The organism is Bradyrhizobium sp. LM2.9, assembly GCF_054056555.1.
The window spans coordinates 7,350,507-7,365,689 of sequence record NZ_JBSRYJ010000002.1 but is presented as its reverse complement, the minus strand read 5'-3'; the positions used below and the strand labels follow the sequence as shown (position 1 = coordinate 7,365,689).

Genomic DNA, 15,183 nt, shown 5'->3' with positions numbered 1-15,183 from the left:
CTGGAGGTCGTTGTAGCGGGCACAATCGGCGATTGGCGCATGGCGAACGCTCAGGGCGGCCAGCGTCATTGCGCAGAATTACATCAGGTCGCGGCCCGCTTGCGCCACCGACTCCCTACTCCTTGATTGGCTTGGCCGAGTCGATTCTGGACTCGCGACCGAACTTCCGTCTGTTCATCGCCCCCATCGACCTCGTGAAACACCTAGTCTCAGTGTTAATCAAGCCGGCAGCCGCTTAGATCTGCTCTTCCGTAAACCGACCGCGCTTGCTCTGGTGCTCGTCTTGGACACAAAGCGAAATTCAAACCGGATTAAGCCCGTGAGCACGGCCACGCGGATCCGGGCTTCGCAAACACAGAATCGATTCTGTAAGGCTAGGTACCGATGGAACTCTTCATACGACATAGCGTATTGTTCTCACCAGAGAGCGTGCTTCTTCGATCAAGCTGGATTTGCCGTCCCACTCAGCCTTTCGGCATCGCCCTAGCGCCGTTCCAGATTACGTCTCTCCCCGCGACGCCGCCTGCCTTCACCACGCCTCAAACTCGAGCACGCAGATCCGGCTAAACTGGGTTCGAGATGCCTGATCGCTCCACCTCCACCTCCGGCAAGTGTAAATGAGCTCAGGGCTAATTCTGAAATTGCTCTCTTGGCGAGTGTTCTAGATCAGGTGCTCCCAGTTCTCTCCGGAGAGCACGTGCCTAACTGTGCCTCCAAATTCCTGGAAGATCCTACGTAGCCCGGCACGCTTAAGGCCATCCATCGTCCGATAGCCGAAAGCCTTGATCGTTCTTTGGCCCATGAGCCGCAACGCGAATAAGGATGCGGATGCGGCTGCCTTCCTGTGATGGTTGGTATGCATCTGTTCGATCTCCGCGAGCGAAACCGGCGAGATCTCTAAATATCCTGCGTCGATAGCCCCATGGAGCAACTCTTGGCCAGCTGGCGTTCGAACGACAGCCACGTTGGTCCCCGGAGCTTCAGCGTACAGACGCTTTCCGTTCCGAAGCACCCAGCCATCTGGCACCGATACATCTGCGACTTCACCTACGGTGTCCGGACAAATCTTGCATCGAAACTGTTTTTCGTAACCGAATTTACCCATGTACCAGGCCCCTGGATAAGGGAGATCGTAAACAGTTCCATCTCGGGTCTGCACACGTAGCGGACCGGGCCATCCCTCACCACGGAAACGGTACAAGCCGACGTCCAGCTCGTCGATGCCGTGGTGACGAATTACCGCCTTCGCGATGTGTGCCGAGGGAACACCACCACAAAAGATCGTCAACATGTAGGGAATCAAGCGCTCGACCCGCGGGTCGGCTCGTCCGAGGGCACGAACCGCCGAGATGTCGCAAGGCTTGGCGATCACGGCAAAGTGCTTATCTTCATCGAGCAGCCGGTGCAAATCGATAAGAGGCGACGATGGGCCATAACGAGACTGAGCCCCGCGTAGCACTTCGTCCGGCGTCCTCGAAATGGTGGAGATCGTCAGCCATGGCTTTCGATCATCCGCGCGGACATGCAACACCGCATGAATCCGGCCACTGGTAAGCAGATAGCGGCCAAGGGCCGTCAATGTTCCGCCTGCGGCCGCCTTGTGACGGACGAGCGGCTCTCTCGACCAGGACCTGTGTATCTCGCGCATGGGTCCCCATAACGGGTGAACGGTGCATCCTTCAGGCCTGCCAGGGCCCTGAACCGACACGCCCGGGCAGACGGCAATAATTTGCTCCTTCTTGGCCGCCGCCATCTCACCTTCGACGAGAGGGCGCATGTTGCCTTCAATATTGATGCCCATCGATATCACAGGGGCGGCGATACTCGCGCACATGCCACAGCCCGTGCATAGGCCAGCCCCGACCACATCCTCGACGTGCTGGGCGGGCGGGGAAAAGAATCGTCGCTTGCTGTCCTTCTGCTTGCGTGCCAACAGATTTCTCCTAATAAACTTTCGGATCCTGATGAAAGCCCTTTCACCGCGGGCCTGCTCAAGCCGTGACGGCGAAGATTGGTTTCTACTCAGCGACATCCGGATGCTCCTTCCGACCCACCTCGGACGAGGCAGTGTTGCTTGCATCCGTACCGACTCAGCAAGTGCTCACGCATGTTTCGCTGTCCTTCTTCGTCAAGTTCGCCGCAGACGTCAAATAACCCGATCTGCTCACTCATTGGCCGGCAAGGTCTCATGAGTCGCTCGTGGTCATGTGAAAGCGAGAAGTTGTTCTCATCCCAGAAAATCTGCGCACGCACCACATTACTGAGCCGGAGCAGTGCGCTTCCGGAGCACCTGCTCCCAACGCGCGAGCGTCTCTCCCGCACCGTAGCGTTGAGTTCGCAACGCCTGCAGCACGGACACGAGGCAGTCGTCGCGTTTCTCTTCGAGCTCAGGGAAGGTCAGGTTCTCGACACTAGCCTGCAATTCTGACTGCTCGGCGAGCCTGTCAAGGAAGGCATCAGTGAGTTCCGGCACGTCTGTGAGCTTCGTCCACGGGCACTTTAGCATGGGTCCCCATTGCTCCATGTAGCGACGCATGCCAACCGCGCCACCGCCGATCCGGAAAGGGCCGAGGATCGCTCGACGCAGTCCGAAGGAATAACGCACGGCGTCATCAACCTCCTGCACAGTGGCCACACCGTCGTGGACTAACCACAGCGCCTCGCGCCACATCGCCTCCTGCAACCGGTTCGCTATAAACCCGTCCACCTCTTTGCGAACCACGAGCGGGTGCATTCCCACGCTCCGATAGATCGCCGCCGCCCGAGCCAGTGTTTCGGGCCTTGTGTGCTGTCCTGCGCACAGTTCAACTAGCGGCATTAGATAGGCCGGGTTGAACGGGTGTGCGACGAGCAAGCGCTCGGGGTGGTTCATCTGCGCCTGCAGCAACGACGGTGCAAGCCCCGATGACGAGGAGCAGATCAGCGTATCTGGCGCAGCCGCCCGGCTGGCAGCCGCGAGCAGTGGCTGCTTGAGATCCAGGCGCTCCGGCGCGGATTCCTGGACGAGTTCCACGTCGCGCACGGCGTCTGCAACCGACTCCACCACTGTTAGGGATCCCTCCGGGGGCAGCGGGACTTGTGTAAGACGCCGATATGCCCGTCGCGCTTTGAGCAGGATCTTTTCCACGCGCTCGAGAGCGCCGGCCGACGGGCCGTACAGTCGCACATCCACTCCATTGAGCATAAAACGAGCGGCCCAACCGCCGCCGATAACGCCGCCGCCCAACAGCCCTACCGCGCGCGGTGGCCTGTCCAACGGTGACCTTGAACCCTCTGTCATGGCCTTGACCTCTCTAACTTGGGATTTTGAGTCTCAGGCGTGAACTTTGAGCGCGAGCTTCTCCCGCACCTCGTCCGGACGCATCACGTACACCGATCCTCTCGAGAATCTGTACCGCGCGTTCCACGAGCTCAGCGTTCGTCGTCAACCGCCCCTGGGACAGATAGAGATTGTCCTCCAGCCCCACCCGCAGGTTTGCGCCCACTAAGCGCGCTAGCCCCACGTAGGGAAGCTGCATCCACCCAATCGAGAAAGCCGAATGGACCGAGCGCGGTGGGAGCTGGTGCACGAGCGCCATCAACGTGCTCAGATCTCTCGGCTCACCATAAGGAAGCCCCATGCACGGCTGGATCAACGTTGGCTGTTCGATCAACCTCTCCCAGATCAATTCACGCACCATACAAGCTGACCGGAATCGAACACCTCGAGCTCAGGACGGACACCGAGCCCGCGCACGCGCGCGGACATCTCGCACAGTATCCCGGTGGGTTTTGAACATAATATCCTCATTCCGAGTAGCAAAGCGCATTGTCCCACAAGGGAGCGTGCAGATCTCGGGACGCAACTCTTCCACGTGCACCAGCCGCTGCAGCGCGCCCACCAAATCGGTCTAAGGCTCCATTGGAAGGGAGAGTTGCCTCCACCCAGCACGAGGTCACCTCCCATGCCCGCGGTCAGGTTAATGACCGGATTGAAGCGCGATTCCGAATCCACCTCACCACCTCCGATACAACGCTGGACCACGCGAGCCCCGCCGGGTAGCACCATCGCGCACATGGATGTGCACCACTGCAGCTCCAGCTTTCTTGCCCCGATTGCGGAGTCCTCTATCTGCTCTGGACTCACCGGAACATGTGGATTACGTTCCACCCCATTTCCGCCGTCCGTAAGCGCGCAGGTGATGAACACCTCTGAAATCATCTCAGCTTCTCGTTTCGCTCAAAGTGCTCAAGCCAGGTGTGTGCTGCGAGTTGCCTAATTATGGTCGCCGGAAGCTCGAGTGATAGTACGTCGACTCGAGAGGGTGCTGTCGTCTACTTCCGGGCGATAGGCAATGTGAAGCCCTGGTGATAGTCCTCATCCCAGCAATCGGCGTGCCACTCGCGGAATGCCTTACGCGACGCGCCTCCGGGGGAAAGGCGCGCAGCTAACAGCTAAATCAGCGATATCAGCGATGGAGGGTTCGCGATTCAGCGCGTACTAAGCGTCGCATGATACGCCGGAGCTTGGAGGCCTGTCGGATCCAGAACGCCATTGTTTGGTTGAACTTGTTTCAATAGCGCGTTGAGTCCGTAAGACATATCGTCGGAATGAGTGGCGGGCTGTCAGAATTCTAACATAGCCACAGTGAAGCTGACGCGGCGGCAGACACTTGGCACCGCACCGCCAAGCGTACATCGCTCGACGATTACGCTCCTTATGCCGGCCTCGCGGCCGGCGTGCTCGGTATCTGCGCCGACCTGACCCTCCAATCTCATGCGTACAACACCGCTCACGCTCTCAGCCCGGCGCTGATCGCCAACCGTTTTACGCCTTAGCTGACAAAGACGCAGCTCGTATCCTACGGTCGCAAGCTCAGATCAACTAAGGCGTACGCATCCGACGGGGGCCGTCTTGCGTGACGGATGGTAATTCGCGAAGCGTGTGACCTTAAGTCGAGCTTTAAGGTCATCAGGCGATGCGGGTCGAGGTTTTGGGCGGGCTGGAGCGGCGGCGGCGCTGGTCGCAGGACGACAAGGCACGGATTGTCGAGGAGACGTTGGCGCCGGGCGCGAAGGTGACTGAGGTTGCGCGTCGCAACGGAGTAGCGGCCAGCCTGGTGTTTACCTGGCGTCGACAAGCACGAACATCGGAACAAGTTATACCATCTTTTACGCCGGTGCAGATCGCCGCCGTAGCGGCCTCGGCTGAGGAAGCTCCGAAGCTTTTGCCTACGGTTGATGGCCGAGTTCGCTCCGCGGCAGCCGCGCGTACTGGATTGATAGAGATCGATCTTGGCAACCGACGGTGCATCCGGGTGGATGCGCACGTCGATCCGGACGCGCTGGCGCGGGTCCTCGATGTGCTTGGACGCCGATGATTGCTATACCGGGGAATGTGCGAGTGTGGCTCGCGACAGGCTACACGGATATGCGCAGAGGCTTTCCGTCGCTGGCGCTCCAAGTGCAGGAGGTGCTGCACAAAGACCCGCTCAGCGGTCATCTGTTCGTCTTCCGCGGTCGCCGCAGCGATCTTGTGAAGGCGATCTGGCACGATGGCCAGGGAGCCTGCTTGTTCACAAAAAGACTCGAGAGAGGAAAGTTCATCTGGCCATCGGTTGCCGGTGAATCGGTAACGATCTCGCCGGCGCAGTTGAGCTATCTGCTGTCCGGGATCGATTGGCGCAACCCTCAAGAAACCCATCGGCCGACGCGGGTCGGATAGCCGCTTTTACGGTTTGAATCTGCTGCTTGATCTGATTCAATGGCTTCATGATACCGAAGCCGGACGATCTTCCATCGGACCTTGCGAGTGCCCTGGCGGCGCTGCAGGGCGAGCGTGAGGCGCGGCTGCGAGCCGAGGCGGTGGCTGCCAGTGCGCAGGCGGAGCTGTCGGACAACGAGGCACTGATCGCGCATCTCGAGCTGCGGATCGAGAAGCTCAAACGCGAACTGTACGGGCAGCGCTCCGAGCGCTCGGCACGGCTGCTCGAACAGCTGGAGTTGGAGCTCGAAGAACTCGTCACCACAGCGAGCGAGGATGAGCTTGCCGCGCAGGCCACAGCGGCGAAGACGCAGAACGTCCGCCCCTTCATGCGCAAGAGACCGATGCGCAAGCCATGGCCGGATGACATCGAACGCGAGCGCGTCGTCATTGAGGCTCCAACGACCTGTGCCTGCTGCGGTGGATCGCGGCTGGCGAAGATCGGTGAGGATGTGACCAAGACGCTGGAGGAGATCCCGCGCCGCTTCAAGCTGATCGAGACGGTACGCGAGAAGTTCACCTGCCGCGATTGCGAGAAGATCAGCCAGCCGCCCGCGCCGTTCCATGCCACACCGCGCGGGTTCATCGGCCCACAATTGCTGGCGACGATCCTGTTCGACAAGTTCGGCATGCATATCCCGCTCAACCGCCAGAGTGCGCGCTTCAAGGCCGAGGGGATCGACCTGCCGTTGTCGACGCTGGCCGACCAGGTCGGGCACGGGACCTTCGCCGTCATGCCCCTCTTCCACTTGATCGAACGCCATGTGCTCGCGGCCGAGCGCCTTCATGGCGATGACACCACCATCCGCATCCTGGCGAAGGGCAAGTGCACGACTGGGCGGATCTGGACTTATGTGCGGGATGACCAGCCGTTCGCCGGGCCTGCGCCGCCGGCGGCGGTTTACTACGCTTCGGGCGACCGTCGCGGCGCGCATCCACAGAAGCATCTGGCCACCTTCACCGGTATCCTGCAGGCGGACTGCTACAGCGGCTTCGAACCCCTGTTCGACCCGAAGAGGAAGGTGCTACCGATCACGCCGGCATTCTGCTTCGCCCATGCGCGGCGGGGCTTCTTCGAGTTGGCTGACATCGAGAAAACCGCCCGGGAAGGCCGCAAGGGCAAACCAGTCTCTCCGATCGCGCTGGAGGCGGTCAGACACCTTGACGCGTTGTTCGAGATCGAACGCGCCATCAACGGCCGCAGCACCGACGAGCGGCGAGCCGTGCGCCAGGAGAAAAGCAAGCCGCTGCTCGACGACATGCACGCCTGGCTGCTCCGAGAGCGAGAAACCCTCTCGCGCTCCTCCGAGGTCCTGAAGCCCATGAACTACATGCTCAGGCGCTGGGACGACTTCGGCCGCTTCCTCGACGATGGCAGGATCTGCCTGACCAACAATTGTGCTGAGCGCGCATTGAGAGGCATCGCCTTGGGAAGGCGCAACTGGACCTTCGCCGGCAGCCAGCATGGTGCCGACCGTGCCGCCATCATGCTGACAATGATCACGACCTGTCGTCTCAACGACGTCGATCCCAAGGCCTGGCTCGCCGACATCCTCGCCCGTATCGCCGATCTTCGCGCGTCGCGCCTGCACGAACTGCTGCCCTGGGAATGGAAGCTCCTGGGCCAAACCGACAAGTCCGCCGGTCAGCAGGCCGCCTGACCTTCACCTAACCGATCATAGAGCTCGCTGTGCCCGCGCGCATGCGTCAATCAGGCGGCCTTCGTCGTATGCGTACACTAAGGCGCGCTTCAGCGCTTCAGCAACTGATGTGTCATGTCCACCGGGACAACGGCGACTGAGTCTCGCAGCGGCTGAGGCTTACGACACAGTCCAGTCTCCGAGCGAGACGGACAATTAACCATAGCGCATCGAAGCTGCCATGAAGGATTTGAAAAGATGAGATCCTGCAGTTCGCGGCGGTGGCAGGGTAAGCGAAGTCTCGATTCCAAGGGTGCAAACCATTTCCTCTCCTCAGCACCTGGAGTGATCCGGCAGCTTCAGAAGAGCGACCTGCAGACACATCACCTTAGCGGATAGGGTTTCCCGGTTCTTTCGGCGACTTGTTCCAAGATGCAGTCGCACAGCCGCTCGATGTCGCCGGCCTCATGCTTGGCTGTAATGCACACCCTAATTCTGGCCGCTCCTTGCCCTGCAGTCGGGAAGAACGTGACCAAAGTGTAGAATCCCCCGTCGAGGAGTCCTCTTGAAATTGCAAGCGCATCGACCTCTGATCCAACCGTAATCATTCTGATCGGAACAGAATTGCCCTGCCCCGCAGTTGTGAGGCGGCGGTCAAACATATCGATTCGCTGCGCCAGTTGCTCCCGTCTCCGCCTGAGTTCCGCAGAGCGGTGAAGTTTGCACGACTCAAGCGCAGCGCCAACGGCCGCTAGATTTAGTCCTTCCGAATATTCGCTGGGAATAGACTCTAGTCGTAGCAACGCTTCGTGGTTGGTCGTCCCCAGCATCAATATTCCGCCCGATGCGCCAAATCCATTGCCCAGGGATCCCGCTATGAGCGTACGGTCACCTAACATTTGTGGAAACTGAGATCGAGCAAATCCTTCCCCTTGGCTTCCGAAGATGGATAAGCCATGAGCATCATCGATGTAGAGGAAGAGCCCATAACGTTCCTGGAGCTGACGCAGCTCCTCAATCGGCGAATGGCTTCCCATCCAGTAAACACCGTCGCAAACATAGGCGACCACTGGGTGCTCCCGGCACAACTGTTCGAGAGCGCCGATATCGTTGTGGACGATTGCGTATGCCCGCGTGTCATCGGCCTTCAGCTTCTGAAAGGTTAGCAACATGCGTGAAAAGCTATCGAACACCACGACCGGCTTCTTCCCGCCGGTTAACCGACCGGAAGCAAGCATTGGAATCGCGACCAGATCAACCAGCATCAAGCTGGAGAAGGTGAGCACACGGGCGCGGAATATTTCAGACAGAGTCTCTTCAAGTTCTCCCAGTAGATCGAAACTCCGCCGCTTTCCGGCGCGAGATGAATGCGATGACGGCTGCCCTTGGATCGCGGCGATCGCGCCGGCGACAATCGCTGGATGATCGTCGAGGCCCAGATACGAACATCGAACGAAATCGAGTGGCTGCCGAACTTGACTGTTGCAAGGAACAATAGAGCGTCTAGACGTGGGAGATCCGTCAGCCGCGATGAGGTCGGCTCGGAGGGCTGCATAAGGATCGGTGATCCGAAACTGTTCAGTCGGGTGACTAGGATGCGGTTGCACCATCGTTCTCCATTTTGTCTGCCGAACCGCGCGCAACCGTCGGCACCGGCTCTCTTCGCTCAAGATCGAACGTTCAACAAAGGGCAATTTCTGTACCAGGCTCGTGGACAGCTCGCCCAGTGCATTTAGGCGCCGAACCAAACCACTTAGTACTCGCCCAGCAAGTCGGATCAGCGAGCTCGATCCAGGGCACCCTTGGCGCGCACACTCTGTGCTGGTCTCACGGGTTCGCCGCCGGATCATGCTCTGGTACTTACTCCATGTACCTGCTCGGTTGCCGATCTAATCGGCCAGCCTCTATGGTGGCCATAAGTCCAGATCGAAGTTCCACAAACAAAACGCCGACAGACCTGCTGCCCTCCAGCGCCCGAAGACCGCTTAACCAGTTGATGGCGGGACCCATTCAAGTCACCCGGCTAGGCCGAACGCTTTGAGAGAGTAAGGGCCCGTGGGGTCAACGCTGCTGCGAGCAGCGCGACGTAAATGGCCCTCCCACTCGTGCCGACCAAAAGAGCCCGTTTAGATCGTCGGAACACGAGCTCGCCGCTTCTGTCGGAAGATGAGACCAAAGGCGAGAACGCATACTCCATTGGATCACTGTTGTGACTGGGGATCTAGAGGAAGTCGGTAGATATAGCTTGATCATACCGCCCAACATTCCGCACGGGCGACATGTTGTACGTCGGTATCGGCGCCCGGACTTTTGTATCGAAAGCATTGGCTATTCGCTTCGCGAATCGGAGGCGAGCCTCTCCGCTTGTGTAGAGGCGGACGGTCCGGGCCGGCCTGCACGTCAGCATTAGCGACCAACACGCGTTTCCAACTATTGACGAATTATCAAGTACGTCGTCGACTCGAGTTATCGAAGCCGATCACGGATCGGCGAAGGCGACAGTCTCGCCATTCTTCACGGCCGCCGTATCCGTGAATATCCGAAGCGGAAGGTGAGTCCTTTGGCCGCTTGACGTGCAGGGCCCGGCAGCTCGTTGCCGCGAGGATGTGCCTTCACCGCCAGCGCTTCTGCTCAGCGTCGTAAGCGCCAGCAATCGGATCACTCACTGCCATCAGATCACGTTTAAGCACTTTATTACTGGACGTGGTTCTAGGGAGCGCCGAAATGAAGCCTATGTATCGCGGCACCTTGAACACGGCGAGGTGCCTACGAGCGTGCTCGAGAATGCGAAGGACGGCGTCGTTTGGCGTAATACCTTTCCTTAATTCGACGTAAATCTTCACCTCCTCTCCGCGATTTACATCGCGAACCGGCACGGCGGCTACATCTGAAATCTCGGGAAGCTCGCGGATCACTGCCTCCACTTCGCGCGCAGCGATGTTCTCGCTCGAACGGCGGATCATGTCTTTTGTGCGCCCCACCAACCAGTGGAAGCCGAGTTCGTCGCAACGCATCAGATCACCGGTCTTGAACCATTCTCCTTCGAAGGCGGCGGTATTGGCGTCCGGCTTTTTCCAATATCCTTTAGAAACTCCGCGCCCTTTAACCCACAGCTCGCCGACTTCCCCCAGCGGCGTGTCGCTTCCATCCTCACTTATCAGCTTGAGTGTTCGAAAAGGTGCGCGAATCCCTACAGAACCGGAGTCGGCCAGCTCGTCAAAGTCATTCGCCATTCGGGTACCGAAGCCGATCTCAGTCATCCCATAAGCCTCCTGGGTACGCACTCGAAAACGCTTCCGGAACTGTCGTACCGTATCGGGCCCCCAGCCCCAATTCAGAATCTGCTTCAGGTCTGTCGCCCCATCTTCGTCAGCGGCCTCGGCCTGGCGCGCTATCAGCTCGGGACACTGGCACCACTCGATGCGGTGCTGCTTGAGCCAGCCGATGAAGCGAGTCGAGCTGAGTTGCGGAGCAAGGTAGTGGGTGGCACCATGCCGATATGACTGTAGAAGATGCCACGGCCCATCGACATAGAAGAAGGGTTGCGCAGAGAGATACCTCTTGTACGGCTGCGCATCCCAACTCGCTGCCTGGTACGAGAATACGCCCCAGTAGTCGTGAGTCAACATGCAGCCCTTTGGAAAGCCCGTTGTCCCCGAGGTATACTGAATGTTCAGCAAATCGTCCGGACGGATATCCTCGCTCACCGGAGTGTCCGCCACGCCTTTGAGTAATTTATCGAGGGTGGCAACTGTCACTTTGGAAGGCTGGCCCACAAGAATCGCTCGCTCTATTGTAAGATCTTGCGGCCAGGCCGTCATCGCCATTAACTGAGACCACGCAGATTCGTCGACGACAACGAATCCAACCTCTGCGTCGCTAAGAACGTATTCTATCTCTCTAGGCGTGTAGCGCATATTGATCGGGACCATCACCGCACCGAGCTTCGCAATCGCGAACCAGAGGATTGGAAATTCGATGCGATTTGGCAGCATCGCCCCAATGCGATCGCCCTTGCTTACGCCGAATGCGCGCAAGGCACGTGCATATTTGTTGGATAGTTCTTCCATTTCGGAGTAGGTCGCGCGCTGACCGCGGTCGAAAACGTCGATCGCGGTCGTCGAACCGTGCGCTCTAGCCTTACTTGAAACCAGCTGACCGACCGTGGTCGTCTCATATGCGGATTCCAATGCCTCGATGTTGCGCATTACATTTGCGAGTCGCTCTTGTAGATGTGGTTGTCTCAAGTTCGTAGCATCCATCATTGTTACTCTACCTCTGACATCGGAGGACAAGACAAGTCTACTAGCAGTCGCTGCGATTAACAGCTCGCTGAGAGTTATGATCACTATAGCCACCGCCGCGGTGTGGCGGACAACACTACACATTCCAACCTCTCACCGCCGCAAGGCATGATGGAGGCGATCACGTAGCACCTTCAGTCAACTCGCAATATGCGCGGCCTCACTTGCTCGTGTCGAATGCCGGAAGGAACGCTCGACGACGTGCAGGGGGCACCGACACGTGAAACGGATCCATTGAGTCTTCCCTTACGACTTATTCTCCGATCCAGATAGGAAACCTCAGTAGCTAGTTAACCTTATCGACCAGGATAAAAACACGACCAACTCTGGTAGCGAAATCGCATTGTTTTATGAACGGGACTGTGTCCCCAACGTGAACGGCTCCTTATAAGATAACAATGTCGAGAGTGGCCTCAACCCGCTGCCCAACCATTCGGGGAGTCTGCTATAGACGTCCTTGATGGAGAAACGCGTTCCTATCTGTCCGTCTGAGCTGCTGCCGGTTTGATGGACGGCTGGTTAAGCTAATCCCACCTTGCGCTCGAACTCAACAGGGCTGAGATATCCGATCGTCGAATGACGCCGGATCGCATTGTACAACGAGGTTTGAGAACGCCCACAGGACCGTTCTTCGCGAGGTTCTTTATCGGCATCATCCTTGGTTTGGGCGCCGAGTTTGCGTTCATGGGGCCATCGACAAGGCCGACGATGTCGTTTTTCGCTGCACCCTGGACGGATCGCAAGCAGACCGTTGGCTTGAAGCACCAGCATGGATGTTCGACCGGAGGGCATGCCATGACGCCGGGTTTCTGACAGCTCAGCCGCTTGTTAGCATCGATGCACTTGCGGCGCTTTCTGCGCTTCTCGATGTAGCGTTGAAGGATCGAACGCCATCAGCTGCCCCGCTTTCTGGCGCATCCAGAGGCTCTCACGGCCAGAATCGGGGAGCGACTCATGTCACGGCAGACGGCAATGCCAGGGAGGTGGATACCGACACAATCGACAACCGCGGCCGCGGCAGCAGATGGATCTGTTCGGGAGCGGCCTTTCGAACGGCGCCATCGGCGCACCAGCATGGCTGGAGCTGCCGGCGGAAGCTCGGGCGGCCCTCACAAGCCTGATGACGCAGTTGACGACCATGCTGCGATGACAGCGACGCCGCCCGCGAAGGAGGTCGGTCATGATCTCTGACAAGGTCAGGCCTCATCGTCTGGAGCGCAAGGCGATTCTTTACGTGCGTCAATCCTCGGCACATCAGGTATTGCACAATCGCGAGAGCAGCGCGTTGCAATACGCCATGCGGGACCGGCTGACGGCGCTCGGGTGGTCAGAGATTGAAGTGATCGATGATGATCTCGGTCGCTCAGCCGCTGGCGGGGTACAACGCGCCGGTTTCGAGCGAATGGTAGCGGAGGTTTGCCTCGGTAAGGTTGGTGCGGTTTGCGCCCGCGAGGTCTCGCGCTTCGCCCGCAACAGCCGGGATTGGCAGCAACTCATCGAGATGTGCCGCGTGGTCGATACCGTTCTGGTCGATCAGGAGACTATCTATGCGCCAAGGCACGGCAACGACCGCCTGCTGCTCGGGCTCAAGGGCAGCCTCAACGAGTACGAACTGGATTTGTTGCGCCAACGCTCGCTCTCGGCCCGCTACGAGAAGGCGCGCCGGGGCGAGTTGGTTGTGGCGGCGCCCGTCGGCTTCGTGAAGGCCGGCGACCGTTATGAGAAAGATCCGGATCGGCGTGTCCAGGAAGCGATCAAGCTGGTGTTCGACAAGGTCGAGGAACTGGGCAGCGCGCGACAGGCGCTCTGCTGGCTCCACGAGTACAATCTCGATCTACCAGTGAAGCAGTCCAACGGCGACACAGCCTGGCGGCGACCGAGTTACTCCGCCATCCGCCGGATCATTGAGAACCCGGTCTACGGCGGCGCCTATGCCTATGGTAAGACGGCTGTGGCGGCGGGATACACCGCCGGGGGCGTGAGCGTGAAGATCCGCCGCAAGACGCGGAACGAATGGTTGACGTTGAAGCCTAATACCCACGACGGGTATGTGAGCTGGGAGAGGTTCGAGGCGATCCGCGCGATGGTCAGCAGCAACGTTCCCACTGGTCGGCATCACGGCGCGCCCAAGCATGGAGACGCGCTGCTGGCCGGTCTGATCCGGTGCAAGCGCTGCGGCCGCAAGCTCACACTCCGGTACTCAGGCATGAAGCGCCATATCCCGCGCTACAGCTGCAGCCGCGCCTGGATGGACAATGGCGGCGCTCACTGCATCGCCTTCGGCGGATTGCGCGTCGATGATGCAATCGAGGAAACACTGCTTGGCGTTGTCGGCCCAGGCGCTATCGCCGCGGCAACCGCTGCCGCCAAGGGAGCCAGGGAACGCCGCGATCAGGTGCGCGATGCTCTCAGTCGCGATCTGGAAGCGGCGAGCTATGCCGTCGACCGGGCTTTCCGGCAATACGATGCCGCTGACCCCGCGAACCGGCTGGTGGCGAGTGAGCTTGAAGCGCGCTGGAACAGGGCGCTCGCTCACGCGGCGGAGGTCGAGGGCAAGATCGCTATGCATGATGCGGCGACGCCCGCCCCCATTGCTGATCCAGCTTCGCTCGGCGTTCTGGCCTCAAACCTCAAAACGGTCTGGGATGCGCCGACGACGGATGCTCGCCTCAAGAAGCGCATTGTGCGCACCCTCATCCATGAGGTCGTGGCCGATATCGACGACGCGGCCTCCGAGATCGTTCTCATCGTCCACTGGGTGGGTGGTGCCCACAGCGAGTTGCGCTTCCCCAAGCGCCGGCGCGGACAGCGCAACAGCACCTCTGCCGATATTATCCAAGCCGTGGGTCAACTGGTGCCGATCGCCAGCGATGTCCTGATTGCCGGCCTCCTCAACCGCAACGGCTTCAAGACCGGCAACGGCAATCGCTGGACCCGCGAGCGCGTCACATCAATGCGCTCGAACTACCACATCGCGGTGTTCAAGCCCGCCGAGGATGGAACCGAACCCTGGCTCAACCTTGGCAACGCCGCAAAGCTCCTGAAGATCTCGCCCAGGACCCTCCGGCTGGCCGCTGAAGCCGGTGAAATCGAAGCCTTCCATCCGCTATCGGACGGCCCGTGGATCTTCGCCCGCGCCTCGCTGATAACAACTGCCTCTCAATCTATCGCCGAACGAGCGCGACAGAACCCAAGATACCCCACGGGATCGCATCCCAATCAGCAAAGTCTCTTCTCTTCAACAACATAGACAGATGGGTGTTCTGATGCGCGGTTGTAGAACCGCTCGTTGTAGTCGAACACATTCGGCCCTGGCCTCGTTTCTGGTGCGATAGGTTTTGCTGGCCGTGCGCTCGGTCTTCAGTGACGAGAAGAAGCTCTCCATCGCGGCGTTGTCCCACACATTGCCGGACCGACTCATGCTGCAAACGATGCCGCTGTCGGCCATCAACCGCTGGAACTGCTCGCTGGTGTATTGGGCGGATTCAAACGGTCG

The 15,183-nt window shown here is 59.4% G+C and carries 8 protein-coding genes and 2 pseudogenes; 4 read left to right on the top strand and 6 right to left on the bottom strand.

What is annotated here, in order from left to right:
- Nucleotides 1–661: 661 nt before the first annotated feature.
- From ACVWW3_RS37415 to ACVWW3_RS37405, 3 genes and pseudogenes are all read right to left on the bottom strand, one after another.
- Entirely contained in the window at nucleotides 662–1,933 is a 1,272-nt protein-coding gene (locus tag ACVWW3_RS37415) for a Coenzyme F420 hydrogenase/dehydrogenase, beta subunit C-terminal domain (protein WP_456651373.1), read from the bottom strand.
- A gap of 324 nt (nucleotides 1,934–2,257) precedes the next feature.
- Nucleotides 2,258–3,226, bottom strand: coding sequence for a 3-hydroxyacyl-CoA dehydrogenase NAD-binding domain-containing protein (locus ACVWW3_RS37410; RefSeq protein ID WP_456651374.1), 969 nt, complete (start codon nucleotides 3,224–3,226; stop codon nucleotides 2,258–2,260).
- A gap of 67 nt (nucleotides 3,227–3,293) precedes the next feature.
- Nucleotides 3,294–4,055, bottom strand: a pseudogene (locus tag ACVWW3_RS37405) (3-keto-5-aminohexanoate cleavage protein).
- A 903-nt stretch (nucleotides 4,056–4,958) separates the two neighbouring features.
- Here ACVWW3_RS37405 and tnpA point away from each other — a divergent pair.
- From tnpA to tnpC, 3 genes are read left to right on the top strand one after another with little or no spacing between them, the layout of a single operon-like run.
- Nucleotides 4,959–5,360 carry an IS66-like element accessory protein TnpA gene (tnpA, locus tag ACVWW3_RS37400; RefSeq protein WP_247442931.1) on the top strand — a complete coding sequence of 134 codons (402 nt, stop codon included), beginning with the start codon at nucleotides 4,959–4,961 and terminating at the stop codon, nucleotides 5,358–5,360.
- A gap of 23 nt (nucleotides 5,361–5,383) precedes the next feature.
- Nucleotides 5,384–5,704: an IS66 family insertion sequence element accessory protein TnpB gene (gene tnpB / locus ACVWW3_RS37395; protein ID WP_430642467.1), complete on the top strand. Its 321-nt coding sequence runs from the start codon at nucleotides 5,384–5,386 to the stop codon at nucleotides 5,702–5,704.
- A gap of 47 nt (nucleotides 5,705–5,751) precedes the next feature.
- Nucleotides 5,752–7,404, top strand: coding sequence for an IS66 family transposase (gene tnpC / locus ACVWW3_RS37390; protein WP_456647434.1), 1,653 nt, complete (start codon nucleotides 5,752–5,754; stop codon nucleotides 7,402–7,404).
- Between the two features lie 362 nt (nucleotides 7,405–7,766).
- Here tnpC and ACVWW3_RS37385 read toward each other — a convergent pair whose 3' ends face one another.
- Complete coding sequence (locus tag ACVWW3_RS37385; RefSeq protein ID WP_456651376.1) at nucleotides 7,767–8,993, bottom strand: aminotransferase class I/II-fold pyridoxal phosphate-dependent enzyme; 1,227 nt, start codon at nucleotides 8,991–8,993, stop codon at nucleotides 7,767–7,769.
- 1,002 nt (nucleotides 8,994–9,995) lie between these two features.
- On the bottom strand, nucleotides 9,996–11,591 hold the full coding sequence (locus ACVWW3_RS37380) for a class I adenylate-forming enzyme family protein (protein WP_456651377.1): 1,596 nt from the start codon (nucleotides 11,589–11,591) through the stop codon (nucleotides 9,996–9,998).
- Nucleotides 11,592–12,867: 1,276 nt separating this feature from the next.
- Between ACVWW3_RS37380 and ACVWW3_RS37375 the strand changes: the two genes are divergently transcribed.
- On the top strand, nucleotides 12,868–14,937 hold the full coding sequence (locus ACVWW3_RS37375) for a recombinase family protein (protein WP_456651378.1): 2,070 nt from the start codon (nucleotides 12,868–12,870) through the stop codon (nucleotides 14,935–14,937).
- Here ACVWW3_RS37375 and ACVWW3_RS37370 read toward each other — a convergent pair.
- A pseudogene (locus tag ACVWW3_RS37370) lies at nucleotides 14,907–15,168 on the bottom strand (integrase core domain-containing protein); the annotation flags it as partial. The gene ACVWW3_RS37375 and the pseudogene ACVWW3_RS37370 overlap by 31 nt on opposite strands.
- Between the last annotated feature and the right edge of the window lie 15 nt (nucleotides 15,169–15,183).